This is a genomic window from Curtobacterium sp. GD1, assembly GCF_020882855.1.
Classification (GTDB): domain Bacteria; phylum Actinomycetota; class Actinomycetes; order Actinomycetales; family Microbacteriaceae; genus Curtobacterium.
This window is the reverse complement of record NZ_JAFEVQ010000011.1, coordinates 1-14,702: the sequence shown is the minus strand read 5'-3', so window position 1 is coordinate 14,702 and position 14,702 is coordinate 1. Positions and strand designations below refer to the sequence as shown.

Here is a 14,702-nt window from a genome sequence, read left to right as displayed (position 1 = left end):
GGAACTCCTGGGAGGTGGATGTCGCTCAGACGGCGACGGCGGTCGAGGACTCGGGGACGGACGTGGCGGTGCCGCGCGGTGCGAGGACGCTCGGTGCGATCCCGAGGCCGGTGGTCATGCCGATGCCGGTGGTGACCGTGACGACGTGGACCCCGGGGAGCGGCTCCTCGATGAGGAACTCCCGACCGGGCGCCGAGGCGTAGACGCCCTGCCACCGCTCACGCACCCGGATCCGCTCGACCCCGAAGAGCCGCTCGGTCTCGGCGATGACGAGCTCGAAGCCCGCCTCGTCCTGGAACGGCGGAGCGTCGACGTCACGCACGTGCGTGTCACCGATGATGAGCGAACCGTCGAACGGCGACGTGTACATCTGGTTCAGGTCCCAGGCGACGCCGGCGGGCAGGGACGCGCGCAGTGATTCGCGGAGCGCACCGGCACTCGGCATCGCCGCGAACCCGCTGTAGCGCAGCAGCGACCACCCGGTGAACAGCGGGACGGTCAACGGGAAGCGCAGATCGACGTCGGCGCGGAGCATGTGCAGGCGGCAGCGCACCACGTCGGCCTGTTCGGCCAGGCGCGGGAACAGCCGGTCGACGTCGTGGTTCGTGCACACGACGATGCGATCGGCCTCGAACGTGGCACGGGAGGTCGTCACCCGACCGGACTCCACCGTGAGTGCGGTCGTGCGCCACGAGAACCGGACCCCCTGCGACGCGAGCCAGGTGGCGATCGCCGGTGCCGCCTCCCGTGGGTCCACCTGCAGGTCGAGCGGCAGGAACGCTCCCCCGACCACGGGATCCGGGTCGACCGGGACACGGTCGACGACCGCCCGGGCGTCCAGCCGCTCCGTGTCCGGATCGCTCGCCGCGTACTCCTCGACGACGGCGAGCTCCGCCGCCGTCCGAGCGACCACGACCGTGCCCGACTCCCGTGCCGTGAAGCCTGCCGCGCCGGCGAGGTCCAACCACCGCCGCCGGGCCTCGGTGGCGTAGCCGCGGGCCTCCCCGGTCTGCGGCGTGATGCACGCGTGCCCGAAGTTCCGGACGCTCGCGCCGTGCACCGCACCCCCGGCGCGGTCGACGACCGCGACGCTCAGGCCCTGCAGCAGGGCTTCGTAGGCGTGGGCGAGGCCGACGATGCCGGCACCGATCACGACGACGTCGAACGCGGGTGCGGTGGTGGAGGAGGTCGGGGTCATGTGGACACCGTGACACGGATGGCGACCACGTAGGTAGACAAGCACCGAGTTTTCACGCGCACGTAACGTTGTGTCGTCCGATGTTCACACGATTCCCGCAGATGGACAGGTCGAGCCCCTCGTTTCGCGCATGACATGGGTAGTAAGGTGCCTATGTGGCCGATGTCCTGTACAAGCTGATCGCAGATGCACTCCGTGACGAGATCATCAACGGGTCACTCGCGCCCGGTGACGACGTCCCGACCGAAGCCGAGCTGGGCGCGCGCTGGAACGCCTCGCGGGGGCCGATCCGCAACGCCCTCGCCGTGCTGCGCAGCGAAGGGCTCATCGAGACGACCAGGGGTCGCCCGAGCCGGGTCGTGTCGCGGAAGACCAGCCAGCCCGTCGACGTGTACGTCCCGTTCACGAGATGGGCGAAGGGGTTCGGCAGGACCCCGGGAGCACACACCGAGCAGGTCTCCCTCAAGCGCGCGGACGAGGCAGCCGCCCGCGCGCTGCGCATCGAGCCGGGCTCCCTGGTGGTGCAGCTCATCCGCCTGCGCCTGCTCGACCGCGTCCCGACGATGCTCGAACGGACCACGTTCACCGAGACCGTCGGCCGGCTGCTGTTCCAGGCCGACCTCGACGGCGGCTCCATCACGGAGTACCTCGCCACGCACGGCCACGTGTTCAGTGGCGTGCACCACGAGATCGACGCGGTCGCGGCCGACGAGCTCGACACCCGGCTGCTGGGTGTGCAGCCCGGGTCACCCCTGCTCCGGCTCCAGCGCACCTCGGAGGACGAGCACGGCGTGCCGTTCGAGTTCTCCGACGACCGGTACCGGCCGGACGTGGTCCGGTTCACGATCGACGCGACGGGCCGTCAGCGCAACGGTGAGCACCTGATCCAACCGAAGGCGACGGACGCCGGCGTCGGCGCCTGACGGACAGGAGGCGCGGTGCGGGCCCGACCCGCGCCTCCCGTCCGTCACGGTGTCAGGCCGCGATCCGCCGGCTGCGGTCGCTCCCCCGGAACGTCGCCCACACCACGGCCAGCGCCGCGACGCCGATCACCCACTCCAGGACGCCGACGAGGCTCGTCACCGGCGACACCTCGCCGTGCTGCGCCGAGAAGGCGGAGAAGTCCCACAGCGCGTGCAGCACCATCGGCCAGACCAGGCTGCCGGTCGTCCGCCGGAGGACGTAGAACGCGGTGCCGACCAGGAACGTGTTGACGACCTGGGCGAGCGTCGGGCCGAGGGCCTGCCCAGCGAAGAAGTTGAGCGAGTGCATCGCCGCGAACGCCGCCGTGCTGAGGAACCACACCATCGGCTCGGCGAACCGGCTGCGCAGGGCGGTGAGCAGGAGGCCTCGGGTCGTGAGCTCCTCGGTGAACCCGACCAGCAGCAGCACGATCGACGCCGCGAGGAACGGCCCGTCGAAGGCAGCCCAGTCGGTGATGGTCAGCCCGAGCACGGCCAGGAGCGCCAACGCGATCGGCACGACGATCGGCCACCGGTGTCGACTCGGGTGCTCGTCGGACAGGGCCGGCCGCCACCAGCCGAGCAGCGTGGTCGTGACGGCCAGCAGGACGGACGCGACGATGAGCGAGAGCCCCGCGCCGAAGAAGAGGTCGTGTCCGTTCCGGCTCAGGTCGGTGTACGGCACCCCACCGAGTCGTTGGACGGTGAAGACGACGACCATGTAGCCGAGCCAGACCGCGAAGCCGATCCAGACCCGGGGGCGGACGCGGAGGTGTGACGGAGTTCCCTGGTGCTCCATGTCTCGAGCATGGCACGGAGACGGACTGGAGGCGCGGGTCGGGCCCGACCCGCGCCTCCCGTCCGTCACGGCGTCAGCCGCGCGGTACCGCTACGCGGCCACCAGGTACTCGTCCCACTCGGACTGCGGACGCTCGATGCCCCGCACCACCCACGAGGAGCCGTGCGGCGCCTTCGGGCGGAAGCGGAGCCGCCACCCCATCTCCTGCGGGGTGCGGTCGCCCTTGGTGTTGTTGCACGCCAGGCAGCAGGCGACGAGGTTCTCCCACGAGTCCTCACCCCCGCGCGAGCGAGGCTGCACGTGGTCGATCGTGGTGGCGTGCCGATCGCAGTACGCGCACCGGTTGGCGTCCCGGCGGAGGACGCCCCGGCGCGACACCGGCACGAGTCTCGAGTGCGGGATGCGGACGTACCGGGTGAGGATGATGACGGACGGACGGTCGTAGGTCGACGTCGACCCCGTGACCGGGTGGTCGAGGTCGGCGGCGACGATGGCGGCCTTCTGGTTCATGACCAGCACGAGGGCCCGACGGAACGAGATCACCGCGAGGGGCTCGTAACCGGCGTTGAGGACGAGAGTGCGCATGGGTTCCCTTCCGACGTGCCTGGACGGCTTCCAGGCTGTGCGGGTGCGTCGGACCGGGGTACCGCGCAGGTGACCTCCGCTCGCGCGAACGGCCCCTGAACCACGAAGAGCACCACCCGGATGGGCAGTGCTCAGGTCATGCAGGGGCGTGCTCGTGCACGCAGGCGGTGGTCGACCATATGTCGACGTGCGCGCGCCGACCCATGGTGCGGGTCGTGCGGAACGCTGACATGGGGTCTCCCTGCTCGGACCGTTCGGGCCGGTGCACGGTCAGGGTACGTCAGAAACCGGCCCGGCACGAGAGTGCACGGGCCGGTTTCGGCGATGTTCACGGGATCGATGCCCGCGGTACGGGTCAGATGCCGAAGCGGACGATGTGGTAGTCGCTGGTCCAGATCGGGCGGATCGACACGGAGCCACCGGGCTTCGGCGCGTCCATGATCATGCCGTTGCCCATGTAGAAGCCGTCGTGCGCCTCGTTGTTGAAGATGACGACGTCACCCGGCTGCGCCTCGGACTCGGGGATCGTGGTGCCGGCCTGGTCCTGCAGCGGCACGGAGTGCGCGAGGTTGATGCCGTACTGCGCGTACACGAACATGACGTAGCCCGAGCAGTCGAAGCCCGACGGGTCCGCGCCGCCGAAGACGTACGGGGTGCCGATGTACTGCTTGGCGGTGGCGACCACGGCCGGCAGCGAGAACGGGGTGTTCGCGGCGGTCGACGAGGCGACGTAGTCGGAGGCGCTCGGCCCCGTGTACGACGCGTACTGCGAGGCGGTCTGCGCGCGGGCGGCCTGGGTGGCCGCGGCCTGCTCCGACGCCTGCTTCGCCGCGGCGTCGGCGGCCTTCTGCGCTGCCTCGGCGTCGAGCGTGGACTGCGCCGTCGCACCGTAGCCGTCGCGGCTCGTGCCGGCGAGGGCGACCGCGTCGGAGACGGAGAAGTTCTGGGCCTCGGTCGTGCGGACCTGGCGCTGCGCGGTCGCGGCGTCCGTCCCGGTCGACTGCTGCGTCGCGGCGAACGCCGGGGCGACCGCGACGGTGCCGAACATGCCCGCGGCCACGGTCAGGACGACCGGCGCGAGGAAGCGGCGCTTGCGGGCCGACGAGCTCGCCTTGGTGGAGGCGGCGGTACGCGCGGCCTGGGCGGCACGACGGCCGGCGGGGAGCGGAGCGTCGCGCACCGGGGTGACGGCGCGGGCTGCTCGGCGCGAGAGGGGGGCGTCGGTGGCGTTCGCGGTGTTCGTCGGGTTCGCGGGCGTCTGGTCGTCCGCGGCGGAACCGGTCTGCGTCAAGGGTGTCTCCGGCGTCTCGTCACCACTGCCAGCGGGGGTGATCGCCGACCGTGCAACCCCATCCGTTCGTCATCGTTTCCGATCGAGACAGGAGACGGGTTCGAGACGTCCTGTCACGGGTCCTGGGCCTCGTGGGTGGCCGGCGGACTCGTCGAGTGTACGTGCCGACCGTTACCTTGTCGAGATGAAACCGCCGCTTTGTAACGAATCGGTAAAGAAGCCCTGATCAGGCCGCAGAAACACGCCTCGCCCCAGTTTCGGGGGCAGACGGGTCAGGAGCGCCCGATGTAGACGTGCTGCGCGACCTCGGTCGGGAGCTCGATGCCCGCGTCCTCGCCGTCGACACGCACGGCGACGTAGGCCCCTGCGCGCTGCACGCTCGCGACCCGGCCGGGCATGACACCGGCGGACCGCAGCTGGTGGAGGAGCTCCGGTTCGAACTGCACGGGCTCGCCCAGGCGGCGGATGACCCCGGTCGCAACGGCGTCGGTGCCCTCGGTCGCGGCGACGATGTTCTGCACGCCGTCGAGGAAGCCGGGGGCGGCCGGGCCGCCGATCTCGGCGAGGCCCGGGATCGGGTTGCCGTACGGCGACTCGGTCGGGTTGCCGAGCATCTCGAGCAGACGGACCTCGACCTGCTCGCTCATCACGTGCTCCCAGCGGCATGCCTCGTCGTGGACGAACGCCCAGTCGAGACCGATGACGTCGGAGAGCAGACGCTCGGCGAGCCGGTGCTTGCGCATCACGTGCGTCGCGCGCGAGCGTCCTTCGTCGGTGAGTTCGAGGTGCCGGTCGCCCGAGACGACAACCAGGCCGTCGCGCTCCATGCGGGCGATGGTCTGCGAGACGGTGGGACCCGAGTGACCGAGGCGCTCCGAGATGCGGGCGCGCAGCGGCACGATCGCCTCTTCCTCGAGGTCGAGGATAGTGCGAAGGTACATCTCCGTGGTGTCGACGAGATCGGTCACGGTCCGCCTCTCATGTCTGGGCCCAGCGCGCCCCACCCTACTTGTTCGAGGCGACATGGAATGACCAACACTTGCAAGGTGCAAGAAAGTCCGTGCGCGATGCGGCCAGGAGGCGCGGCGTCGGCCCGCCCCGTCCGGCCGGTACACGGTCACTCGCGCTGGGATACCGCTCGTTAGGATCGGTGCATGGCAGACATCGTCATCCCCGCCGAACTCCTCCCGACCGATGGCCGATTCGGCTGCGGACCGTCCAAGATCCGTGGCGCGCAGCTCGAGTCCCTCGTGACCCGCGGCGCGACGATCCTCGGCACGTCCCACCGCCAGAAGCCCGTCAAGGACCTCGTGGGCAGCGTCCGCGCCGGCCTCGGCGACCTGTTCGACATCCCAGAGGGCTACGAGGTCGTCCTCGGCAACGGCGGCTCGACCGCGTTCTGGGACGCCGCCGCGTTCGGGCTCATCGAGCGCCGGGCCGAGAACCTGTCCTTCGGCGAGTTCGGCTCGAAGTTCGCCAAGGCCGCCGGCGCCCCCTGGCTCGAGGCGCCGCACGTGGTGGAAGCACCCGGCGGATCCCTCGCCCCGCTCGAGATCGTCGAGGGCGTGGACGTCTACGCCTACCCGCACAACGAGACCTCGACGGGTGTCATGGCGCCGGTCGTCCGCGCCGCCGGGGACGCCGGCGCCCTCACCGTCGTCGACGCCACGAGCGCCGCCGGTGGTGCCGCGTTCGACGTCAGCGCCACGGACGTCTACTACTTCGCCCCGCAGAAGAACTTCGCCTCGGACGGTGGCCTCTGGCTCGCTCTGTTCTCCCCCGCGGCGATCGAGCGTGTCGAGCGCATCGCCGCGAGCGGCCGGTACATCCCCGAGTTCCTCTCGCTCAAGAACGCCGTCGACAACTCGCGGCTGAACCAGACGCTGAACACCCCGGCGCTCGCGACCCTGATCCTCCTCGACGATCAGGTCCGCTGGATCAACGAGTCCGGCGGGCTCGCCTGGGCCGACACCCGCACGAAGACCTCGTCGTCGACGCTCTACGACTGGGCGGAGTCGGTCGACTACGCGACGCCGTTCGTGACCGACCCCGCAGCCCGGTCGCAGGTCGTCGCCACGATCGACCTCGACGACTCGATCGACGCCAAGGCCGTCGCCGCGACGCTGCGCCAGAACGGGATCGTCGACACGGAGCCGTACCGGAAGCTCGGCCGCAACCAGCTCCGCATCGCGACCTTCACGGCGATCGACCCGGACGACGTCGCGAAGCTCGTGCAGGCGATCGACTTCACGGTGAACGCCCTGCGCTGACGCGGTCGGTCCGCACGACAGGAGGCGCGGTGCCAGCTGGCACCGCGCCTCCTGTCCGTCCGGGGACCGGTCGGTCGCCCGTCAGGCGCGGTGGTGCTCCGGGTCGACCTCGCCGGCGTCCAGCCGGTCGACCTCGAGGTCGGCGTCCGGGTCGACCGGGCGCACCCGCTGGGTGCGACGGCGGCCGCGGGCCGGCTCGGCCGGTGCGACCTGCTGGTCGGTGTCGTCGGTGTCCGCGTCGTCGGTGTCGTCGTCGTCCGAGTCGTCGGTGTGGTCCTCGGACCCGTCCAGCTCGTCGACGTCCACACCGTCGATGTCGTCGTCGTCCGGCTCGTCGAGGTCGTCCTCGTCGGCGTCGAAGTCGTCTTCGTCGTCCGCTTCGTCGTCGTCGGACTCGTCGTCGTCCGAGTCGTCGTAGTCGGCGTCCTCGTCCGCGTCGTCCTCGTCGCCGTCGAAGTCCTCGTCGTCGTCCTCGTCGGACTCGTCGTCGTGCTCGCCCTCGGCACCGTCGGTGTCCTGGCCGGCCCGGTACTCGGCGAGCCGCTCGGACCACGGCACCCAGTCGGGCGCCAGCAGCGAGCCGTCACCCGGCATGAGCTCGACCTCGAGCACGGTCGGCTCGTCACCGGACACCTGGGCGATCGAGACGGTCCAGCGCCAGCCGGGGTACCCGGCCATGCGGTTGGCGAACAGCACCGAGACGACGCCGTCGCCCTCGTCGACGGTCCCGGCGAACGCGCCGACGGTCGACTCGGGGGTCACCTCGAGCAGCGCCGTGCGGGCGAGCGCGGTGAGGTCCTCGGAAGGGGCAGGAGCAACAGGGGAGGTATCGGTCATCACGCGTCCAACTGGTCAGCGACGTGCCGCAGGATCGCAGCGATTCGGGTGCCGTTCTTCGGGTACCGACCGTGCCGGAAGTCCCCGCTGATCCGGTCGAGCTCCTTCACGAGGTCCTCGACGATCACGGCCATGTCGTCCGCCGATCGTCGCGACATCTTCGCGAGGGACGGCTGCGGGTCGAGGAGCCGCACGGACAGCGCCTGCGACCCCTTCTTCCCCTGGACGACGCCGTACTCGAGCCGCGAACCGGCCTTCACCGACGTGACGCCGTCGGGGAGCGAGGACGCGTGCAGGAAGACGGGTTCGCCGTCGTCGCCGGTGATGAACCCGAACCCCTTCTGGTCGTCGTAGAACTTGACCTTGCCGGTGGGCATTCGTCGGTCTCCTCGTGATCGTGGAACGGCCGTGGTGCGTCGGATATCCTGGGTCGATGGCCAACCCGACCCGGTCCACCGGGAACACGCAGGACTCCGCGGAACCCCCGGTGACGTTCAATCGTACCGAACGCGCCCTCGCGTTCATGGTCGGCGGGATCTTCATCGCCGCCTTCCTCTGCATGGCCGCCATGATCGTGATGTGGCTGACCGTCCCCAGCGCCCAGGGATCGATGCCCTGGCCCGTGATCATGGCGATCCCGCTGGTCGGCTTCCCGATCGGCATGGTGCTCGTGTTCACCCTCCTCGGCATCACCTGGACCCGTCGGGCCCGAGCGAACCGGACGGCGCGCTGAGGACCGCGTCGGACGAGCGCGGCGGACGATGACGACCACCGCAGACCTCGCCGCCCGGCTCCGGGCGATGCCGGACGACGCCCTCGAACGGCTCGTCGTGGCGCGCCGGCTCCCCGCGGCGGTCCTCGCCGAGACCGGCCCGCTGCGCATCTCGGACTTCTTCGACCTCGCCGAGGCGCTCCGCACCGACGACGCGGTCGACGCCGCGATCGAGCACCTGCCCCGTCGGACGCTGCTCGCACTGCGTGACGGCGCGGGCTCCGCCGACGACCTCGCCCCGGCGGTCGCGCTCGGTCTGGCGGACGAGGACGGCGGCGTCGACGACGCGGTGTCGGCCCGGCTGGCCGCCCACGACGAGATCGCCGGTCTCCCAGGAGGCGCGGATCACCCCCGCCCCGGCACTCCGGTGGACGAGACGGGCGACGACGAGCGCGCCCGGACGACCGGCGCGGAGCACGCCTTCGCGACGATGACCGTGCTCGCCGAACTCCTCCGGGCGGTGTCCGAGGGCGCGGTGCGCGAGCTCGTGAAGGGCGGCATCGGCACCCCGCTCGCGAAGACGCTCGGCGAGCGTGCCGGCGCGGACCCCGTCGTGGTCCCCGGCCGCCTGGCGCTGCTCGAACGGATCGGGTTCGCGGACACGGGCAACGGGACGTGGGCGACCACGGCGGCGGGCGACGCCTGGCTCGTCGCGAGCTGGCCGGACCGCTGGTCGACGCTGGTGTCGGCATGGCGGGACGCACTCGACCCCGCCGTCCGGAGCGTGCTCGACGTGGCCGGCGACGACCTGCGCGACCTCGTGTCGGCCGGCCGGTGGGCGTACCCGGCGGGCTCGCGCTGGCTCGACGCGGTGCTGCTCGACGTCGCGGGCACCGCGGCCGCACTCGGGCTCACGGTCGACGGCCGCGTGACGAGCACCGGCCGTGCACTGCTGGACGGGGACCCGGCCCCCGCTGCGGAGGACCTCCCCCGCACGGTCGACGCCGTGTACCTGCAGCACGACCTCACGGTCATCGCACCGGGACCGCTCGCGCCGGTCGACGACGCCGCGCTCCGGACCGTCGCCGTGCTCGAGGCACCGGGTCTCGCCGCCCGGTACCGCATCTCCGAGGACTCGCTCCGCCGCGCGTTCCGGGCCGGCCACACCCGGCAGGACGTCGTCGCGCTGCTGGAACGGCTGTCCGCGACGGGCCTGCCGCAGCCGCTCTCCTACCTCGTCGACCAGGTGTCCTCGCGGGACGGCAGCATCGTGGTCGACGTCGGCGCCGACGGGGTCGGGGCCCGCGTGCACGGTACGCCCGACCAGCTCGACCTCATCGGGGTGGACGCCGAGCTCCGGCAGCTGGCGTGGGAGCGCAGCGACCTGACCACCCTGCTGACCCGCTACCCGCCGCACGTCGTCCACACGGCGCTCGAGGACCAGCGCTACCCGGCCGTCCTGACGGCCGCAGCCCGCCCCGCGACGGGATCCGTTCCTCCAGGCCGTCGACGCACCACCGGACGCAACCCGGAGCAGGCGGCGCACGCACTCGTGGAACGGCTCCGCGTCACCACCGAGCGCGGCGAGGCCGAGCCCGAGCAGGAGTGGCTGGGGCGGCAGATCGACCTCGCCGTCCGGGGTCGCACGCCGATCCGCCTGACGGTGCGCATGCCGGACGGCTCCGAGCGGCCGTTCTCGATCGTGCCGACCTCGGTCGCCGCCGGACGCGTGCGGGGACGCGACACGGCCGTCGACGTCGAGCGGACGCTCCCGCTCTCCCTCGTGGTGGCTGTGGAGAGCGACGCCTGATCCACAGGTGAGCCGATCCGCGCTGGTTCGCAGCCGAGCGGCCTAGGCTGATCCGTCATGAACGGACCGCTGATCGTGCAGAGCGACCGCACCGTGCTCCTCGAGGTGGCGCACCCCGACGCTGAGGACGCACGGCACGACCTCGCGGTGTTCGCCGAGCTCGAACGCGCGCCGGAACACGTGCACACGTACCGCATCACCCGACTCGGCCTGTGGAACGCGCGGGCGGCCGGGCACGACGCCGAGAGCATGATCCACACGCTCGAGCACTTCGCGAAGTTCCCCGTCCCGCAGAGCGTCACGGTGGACATCCGCGACACCGTGGCACGGTACGGCCGACTCGTCATCCGGCGCGAAGAGCGTCCGGACGCGCCGGCGATCGCGAACTCCCCGGCCGAAGAGCTCGAGCGCCAGCCGGTCCTGCTCCTCACCGCGTCCGAGCCCACGGTCCTCGCCGAGGTCATCCGCTCGAAGCGGATCAAGCCGCTGCTGGGCGACATGCGCTCCCCGGAAGAGGTCGAGCTGCTCCCGTGGGCACGCGGGCAGATCAAGCAGGAGCTCGTGAAGCTCGGCTGGCCGGCCGAAGACCTCGCCGGGTACACGCCCGGGCAGCCGCACCCGATCGACCTCGACACCGACGACTGGCACCTGCGTCCCTACCAGGAACAGGCGGTCGACACGTTCTTCGCGCAGGGCTCCGGCGTCGTCGTGCTGCCCTGTGGTGCCGGCAAGACGCTCGTGGGCGCCGGGGCGATGGCGACGGTCAAGGCGACGACGCTCATCCTCGTGACGAACACCGTCTCGGCCCGGCAGTGGCGATCCGAGCTGCTGCGCCGGACCACCCTCACCGAGGACGAGATCGGCGAGTACTCGGGCAGCGTGAAGGAGATCCGTCCGGTCACGATCGCGACGTACCAGATCCTCACCGCCCGTCGGAAGGGCGAGTACACGCACCTGTCGCTCCTCGACGCCCTCGACTGGGGACTCATCGTCTACGACGAGGTGCACCTGCTGCCGGCGCCGGTGTTCAAGCTCACCGCCGACCTCCAGGCCCGGCGGCGACTCGGGCTCACGGCGACCCTCGTGCGCGAGGACGGGCGCGAGGGCGACGTCTTCTCGCTCATCGGGCCGAAGCGCTACGACGCCCCGTGGAAGGAGATCGAGGCGCAGGGGTACATCTCCCCCGCCGCCTGCTACGAGGTGCGCATCGACCTGCCGCACCAGGACCGCCTCGAGTACGCGGCGTCCAGCGACGACGAGCGGTACCGGCTCGCGGCGACCTCGCCGGCGAAGACCCCGGTGGTGCGCGAGCTCATCGAGAAGCACCGCGGCGAGCAGATCCTCGTGATCGGGCAGTACATCGACCAGCTCGACTCGCTCGCCGAGTCCCTGGACGCCGCCGAGATCACCGGCTCGACCCCCGTCGACGAGCGGGAGCGGCTCTACCAGGCCTTCCGCGAGGGGTCGATCGACGTGCTCGTCGTCTCGAAGGTCGCGAACTTCTCGGTCGACCTGCCCGACGCGACGGTGGCGATCCAGGTGTCCGGCTCGTTCGGATCCCGCCAGGAAGAGGCCCAGCGACTCGGCCGACTCCTCCGCCCGAACAAGGACGGGCTGCCCGCGTCGTTCTACACGCTCGTCACGCGGGACACCGTCGACCAGGACTTCGCGCAGAACCGGCAGCGGTTCCTCGCGGAGCAGGGGTACTCCTACACGATCCTCGACGCCGACCAGGTCCAGGCGGTCGTGGGCTGACGCACCAACCGCTCTCAGGAAACCACTAGGGAACGGTCAGAAGATAGGACCATGAGCGATGGCCCCAAGATCCTGATCGTCGACGACGAGCCGAACATCCGCGACCTCCTGACGACCTCGCTGCGTTTCGCCGGCTTCGCCGTGCGCGCGGTGGGGAACGGAGCACAGGCGATCTCCGCCGTGCTCGAGGAAGAGCCGGACCTGATCATCCTCGACGTCATGCTGCCCGACATGAACGGCTTCGGCGTCACCAAGCGCCTGCGGTCGTCGGGCTACACCTCCCCGATCCTGTTCCTCACCGCCAAGGACGACACCGAGGACAAGATCACCGGCCTCACCGTCGGCGGCGACGACTACGTCACGAAGCCGTTCTCACTCGACGAGATCGTCGCCCGCATCAAGGCGATCCTCCGTCGCACGATGAACGACGAGGAAGACGCGATCATCCGCGCCGGCGAGCTCACGATGGACCAGGACACGCACGAGGTCACGATCGGCGACGCGCAGATCGAGCTCTCCCCGACCGAGTTCAAGCTGCTCCGCTACCTCATGCTCAACCCGAACCGCGTGCTGTCGAAGGCGCAGATCCTCGACCACGTGTGGGAGTACGACTTCAACGGCGACGCCGGCATCGTCGAGTCCTACATCTCCTACCTGCGCCGCAAGCTCGACCAGTACTCGGCCGAGCCGATCATCCAGACCAAGCGCGGGTTCGGCTACATGCTCAAGGCGTCCAAGGCCTCGTAGGTCTCCCCGATCCCTCGGGGTTCGTCTTCACGGCGGTCGTCCGGTTTCACCGGGCGACCGCTGTCTATCGTTGGGGCAGCATGCACACGCGAATGAGCCGCTGGTGGGACGGGATCTCCCTGCGCACCAAGATCACCGGGATCACGGTGCTCCTGGTGGCGCTCGGACTGCTCGTCGCGGGGCTCGGCACGATGACGGTGCTGTCGACGTACCTCATGGCCCAGCTGGACAACAACGTCCGTCAGACGACGGAACAGCTCGAGGGTCAGAACATCAGCGACGGTGAGCAGTACTGCAAGCTCTCCGTCGTCCTCTCGCAGAGCGCATACGTCGCCGCCTACGACTCCGCCGGCAAGCAGATCTGCCAGACCCCGGCGTCGAGCCGCCCCGACATCCACGAGCTCGACTTCTCCTCCGCGGCGCAGACCAGTTCTCGCTTCTCGCTGTACGACAGCCAGCACAACCACGAGTGGCGTGCGCAGGTCATCCCGGCGTCCCTGCAAGACCAGTCGACCGGCACCACGCAGGCCGGGTACGTCCTGGTCGCGGTGTCGAGCGCCGACACCGACCAGACCGTCCTGCGATTCACCGCCATCTTCCTGAGCTTCGGTGCCTCGGTGATCCTGCTCGGCGCCATGCTCACGCGGCTCCTCGTGACGGCGACGTTCGACCCCCTGCGCGACGTCGAGGACACCGCCGCCCGGTTCGCCGCCGGTGACTTCAACCAGCGCCTCGAAGCCGACACCCCCAACACCGAGGTCGGTCGACTGAACCGGTCCCTCAACTCCATGCTCGAGCGCATCGACTCCGCGTTCGAGGACCGGCAGCGCACCATCGACCAGATGCGTCGGTTCGTCGGGGACGCCTCCCACGAGCTCCGCACGCCCCTCGTGTCGCTCCGCGGGTACGCCGAGCTCTACCGGATGGGCGCGCTCCGCAAGGAAGAGGACGTCGCCCAGGCGATGGAGCGCATCGAGAAGGAAGCCCAGCGCATGGGCCTCCTCGTGCAGGACCTGCTGCAGCTCGCCCGCATCGACGAGTCGAAGCCGCTCGAGCTCGGCCCGGTCGACCTCGTCGCCATCGCCCGTGACTCCGCGCTCGACACGATGGCGTCGAACCCCGACCGCGAGATCCAGGTGCTCGTCGAGGACTCGGTGACCGGCGAGAGCGTGCCGCACGCGGTCCGTCCGGCGTCAGCTCCTGCCTCGGCCCCCGGTTCCGGCGACGGCCCCCCGGCATCGCCGACGTCCGCGAACACAACCGGCCCCATCGCGTTCTCGCGCCAGACGATCGCGCGACTCCGCGCCCGCCGCACCCGCGCGATGGGTGTCGACGGCACGGCTGCCCCCACCGACGAGACCACGCCGCTGCCCACCGTCGTGCTGCCGAAGCGGCCGCCGATCGTCCTGGCGGAGGAGAACAAGATCCGCCAGATCGTGACGAACCTCATGGGCAACGCCATGCGTTTCACGGAGCACGACGACCCGATCGAGATCGGCATCGGCGTGGACGACGAGCGTGGGATGGCGCACATCGACGTGATCGACCACGGCGAGGGCATCCCGCCGCAGCTGCGCGACAAGATCTTCCAGCGCTTCTGGCGTGCCGACACCTCGCGCGCACGGGACACCGGCGGCTCGGGCCTCGGGCTCGCGATCGTCTCGGGCATCGTCGCGGCGCACCACGGTTCGGTCGAGGTGTTCGACACCGAGGGCGGCGTAGTCGCGGGGGAGCGG

At 70.7% G+C, this 14,702-nt stretch carries 14 protein-coding genes; 7 read left to right on the top strand and 7 right to left on the bottom strand.

Translation table 11 applies throughout. From position 1 onward, the window contains the following. Positions 1-25: 25 nt before the first annotated feature. Positions 26-1,198 carry a TIGR03364 family FAD-dependent oxidoreductase gene (locus JSX79_RS07745; protein WP_229085685.1) on the bottom strand — a complete coding sequence of 391 codons (1,173 nt, stop codon included), beginning with the start codon at positions 1,196-1,198 and terminating at the stop codon, positions 26-28. A 155-nt stretch (positions 1,199-1,353) separates the two neighbouring features. Here JSX79_RS07745 and JSX79_RS07740 point away from each other — a divergent pair, with 155 nt between their 5' ends. Further along, positions 1,354-2,121, top strand: a complete 768-nt coding sequence (locus tag JSX79_RS07740; RefSeq protein WP_229085683.1) for a GntR family transcriptional regulator — start codon at positions 1,354-1,356, stop codon at positions 2,119-2,121. Between the two features lie 52 nt (positions 2,122-2,173). On the opposite strand, the gene JSX79_RS07735 is transcribed toward JSX79_RS07740, so the two are convergent. From JSX79_RS07735 to JSX79_RS07720, 4 genes are all read right to left on the bottom strand, one after another. After that, positions 2,174-2,959 (bottom strand): CPBP family intramembrane glutamic endopeptidase, encoded by a 786-nt coding sequence (locus tag JSX79_RS07735; RefSeq protein WP_229085681.1) that lies wholly within the window; start codon positions 2,957-2,959, stop codon positions 2,174-2,176. 90 nt (positions 2,960-3,049) lie between these two features. Continuing rightward, on the bottom strand, positions 3,050-3,544 hold the full coding sequence (locus JSX79_RS07730; protein ID WP_070417828.1) for an HNH endonuclease: 495 nt from the start codon (positions 3,542-3,544) through the stop codon (positions 3,050-3,052). Between the two features lie 355 nt (positions 3,545-3,899). Beyond that, the gene (locus JSX79_RS18495) at positions 3,900-4,835 is read right to left on the bottom strand and encodes a C40 family peptidase (RefSeq protein WP_275951222.1); all 936 of its coding nucleotides are present in this window, start codon (positions 4,833-4,835) and stop codon (positions 3,900-3,902) included. Between the two features lie 272 nt (positions 4,836-5,107). Then, entirely contained in the window at positions 5,108-5,803 is a 696-nt protein-coding gene (locus JSX79_RS07720; RefSeq protein WP_229085680.1) for a metal-dependent transcriptional regulator, read from the bottom strand. Between the two features lie 186 nt (positions 5,804-5,989). Between JSX79_RS07720 and serC the strand changes: the two genes are divergently transcribed. Next, positions 5,990-7,105, top strand: coding sequence for a phosphoserine transaminase (gene serC, locus JSX79_RS07715; RefSeq protein ID WP_229085678.1), 1,116 nt, complete (start codon positions 5,990-5,992; stop codon positions 7,103-7,105). 81 nt (positions 7,106-7,186) lie between these two features. On the opposite strand, the gene JSX79_RS07710 is transcribed toward serC, so the two are convergent. Together JSX79_RS07710 and JSX79_RS07705 are read right to left on the bottom strand one after the other, a co-directional pair. Then, entirely contained in the window at positions 7,187-7,942 is a 756-nt protein-coding gene (locus JSX79_RS07710) for a DUF3027 domain-containing protein (RefSeq protein ID WP_083295182.1), read from the bottom strand. Further along, complete coding sequence (locus tag JSX79_RS07705) at positions 7,942-8,319, bottom strand: cold-shock protein (RefSeq protein ID WP_022906598.1); 378 nt, start codon at positions 8,317-8,319, stop codon at positions 7,942-7,944. Before JSX79_RS07705 ends, JSX79_RS07710 begins: the two co-directional genes overlap by 1 nt. A gap of 56 nt (positions 8,320-8,375) precedes the next feature. Between JSX79_RS07705 and JSX79_RS07700 the strand changes: the two genes are divergently transcribed. The 5 genes from JSX79_RS07700 to JSX79_RS07680 form a co-directional block, all read left to right on the top strand. Beyond that, complete coding sequence (locus JSX79_RS07700) at positions 8,376-8,675, top strand: hypothetical protein (protein WP_070417823.1); 300 nt, start codon at positions 8,376-8,378, stop codon at positions 8,673-8,675. 28 nt (positions 8,676-8,703) lie between these two features. Further along, a complete protein-coding gene (locus tag JSX79_RS07695; RefSeq protein ID WP_229085676.1) occupies positions 8,704-10,464 on the top strand; it encodes a helicase-associated domain-containing protein in 1,761 nt (586 codons plus the stop codon). Between the two features lie 57 nt (positions 10,465-10,521). Beyond that, on the top strand, positions 10,522-12,219 hold the full coding sequence (locus JSX79_RS07690) for a DNA repair helicase XPB (RefSeq protein WP_092385117.1): 1,698 nt from the start codon (positions 10,522-10,524) through the stop codon (positions 12,217-12,219). Positions 12,220-12,270: 51 nt separating this feature from the next. Next, the gene (locus JSX79_RS07685) at positions 12,271-12,966 is read left to right on the top strand and encodes a response regulator transcription factor (RefSeq protein ID WP_017888045.1); all 696 of its coding nucleotides are present in this window, start codon (positions 12,271-12,273) and stop codon (positions 12,964-12,966) included. Between the two features lie 80 nt (positions 12,967-13,046). Continuing rightward, the coding region (locus JSX79_RS07680) for a cell wall metabolism sensor histidine kinase WalK (RefSeq protein ID WP_229085675.1) at positions 13,047-14,702 on the top strand (1,656 nt) is incomplete at its 3' end.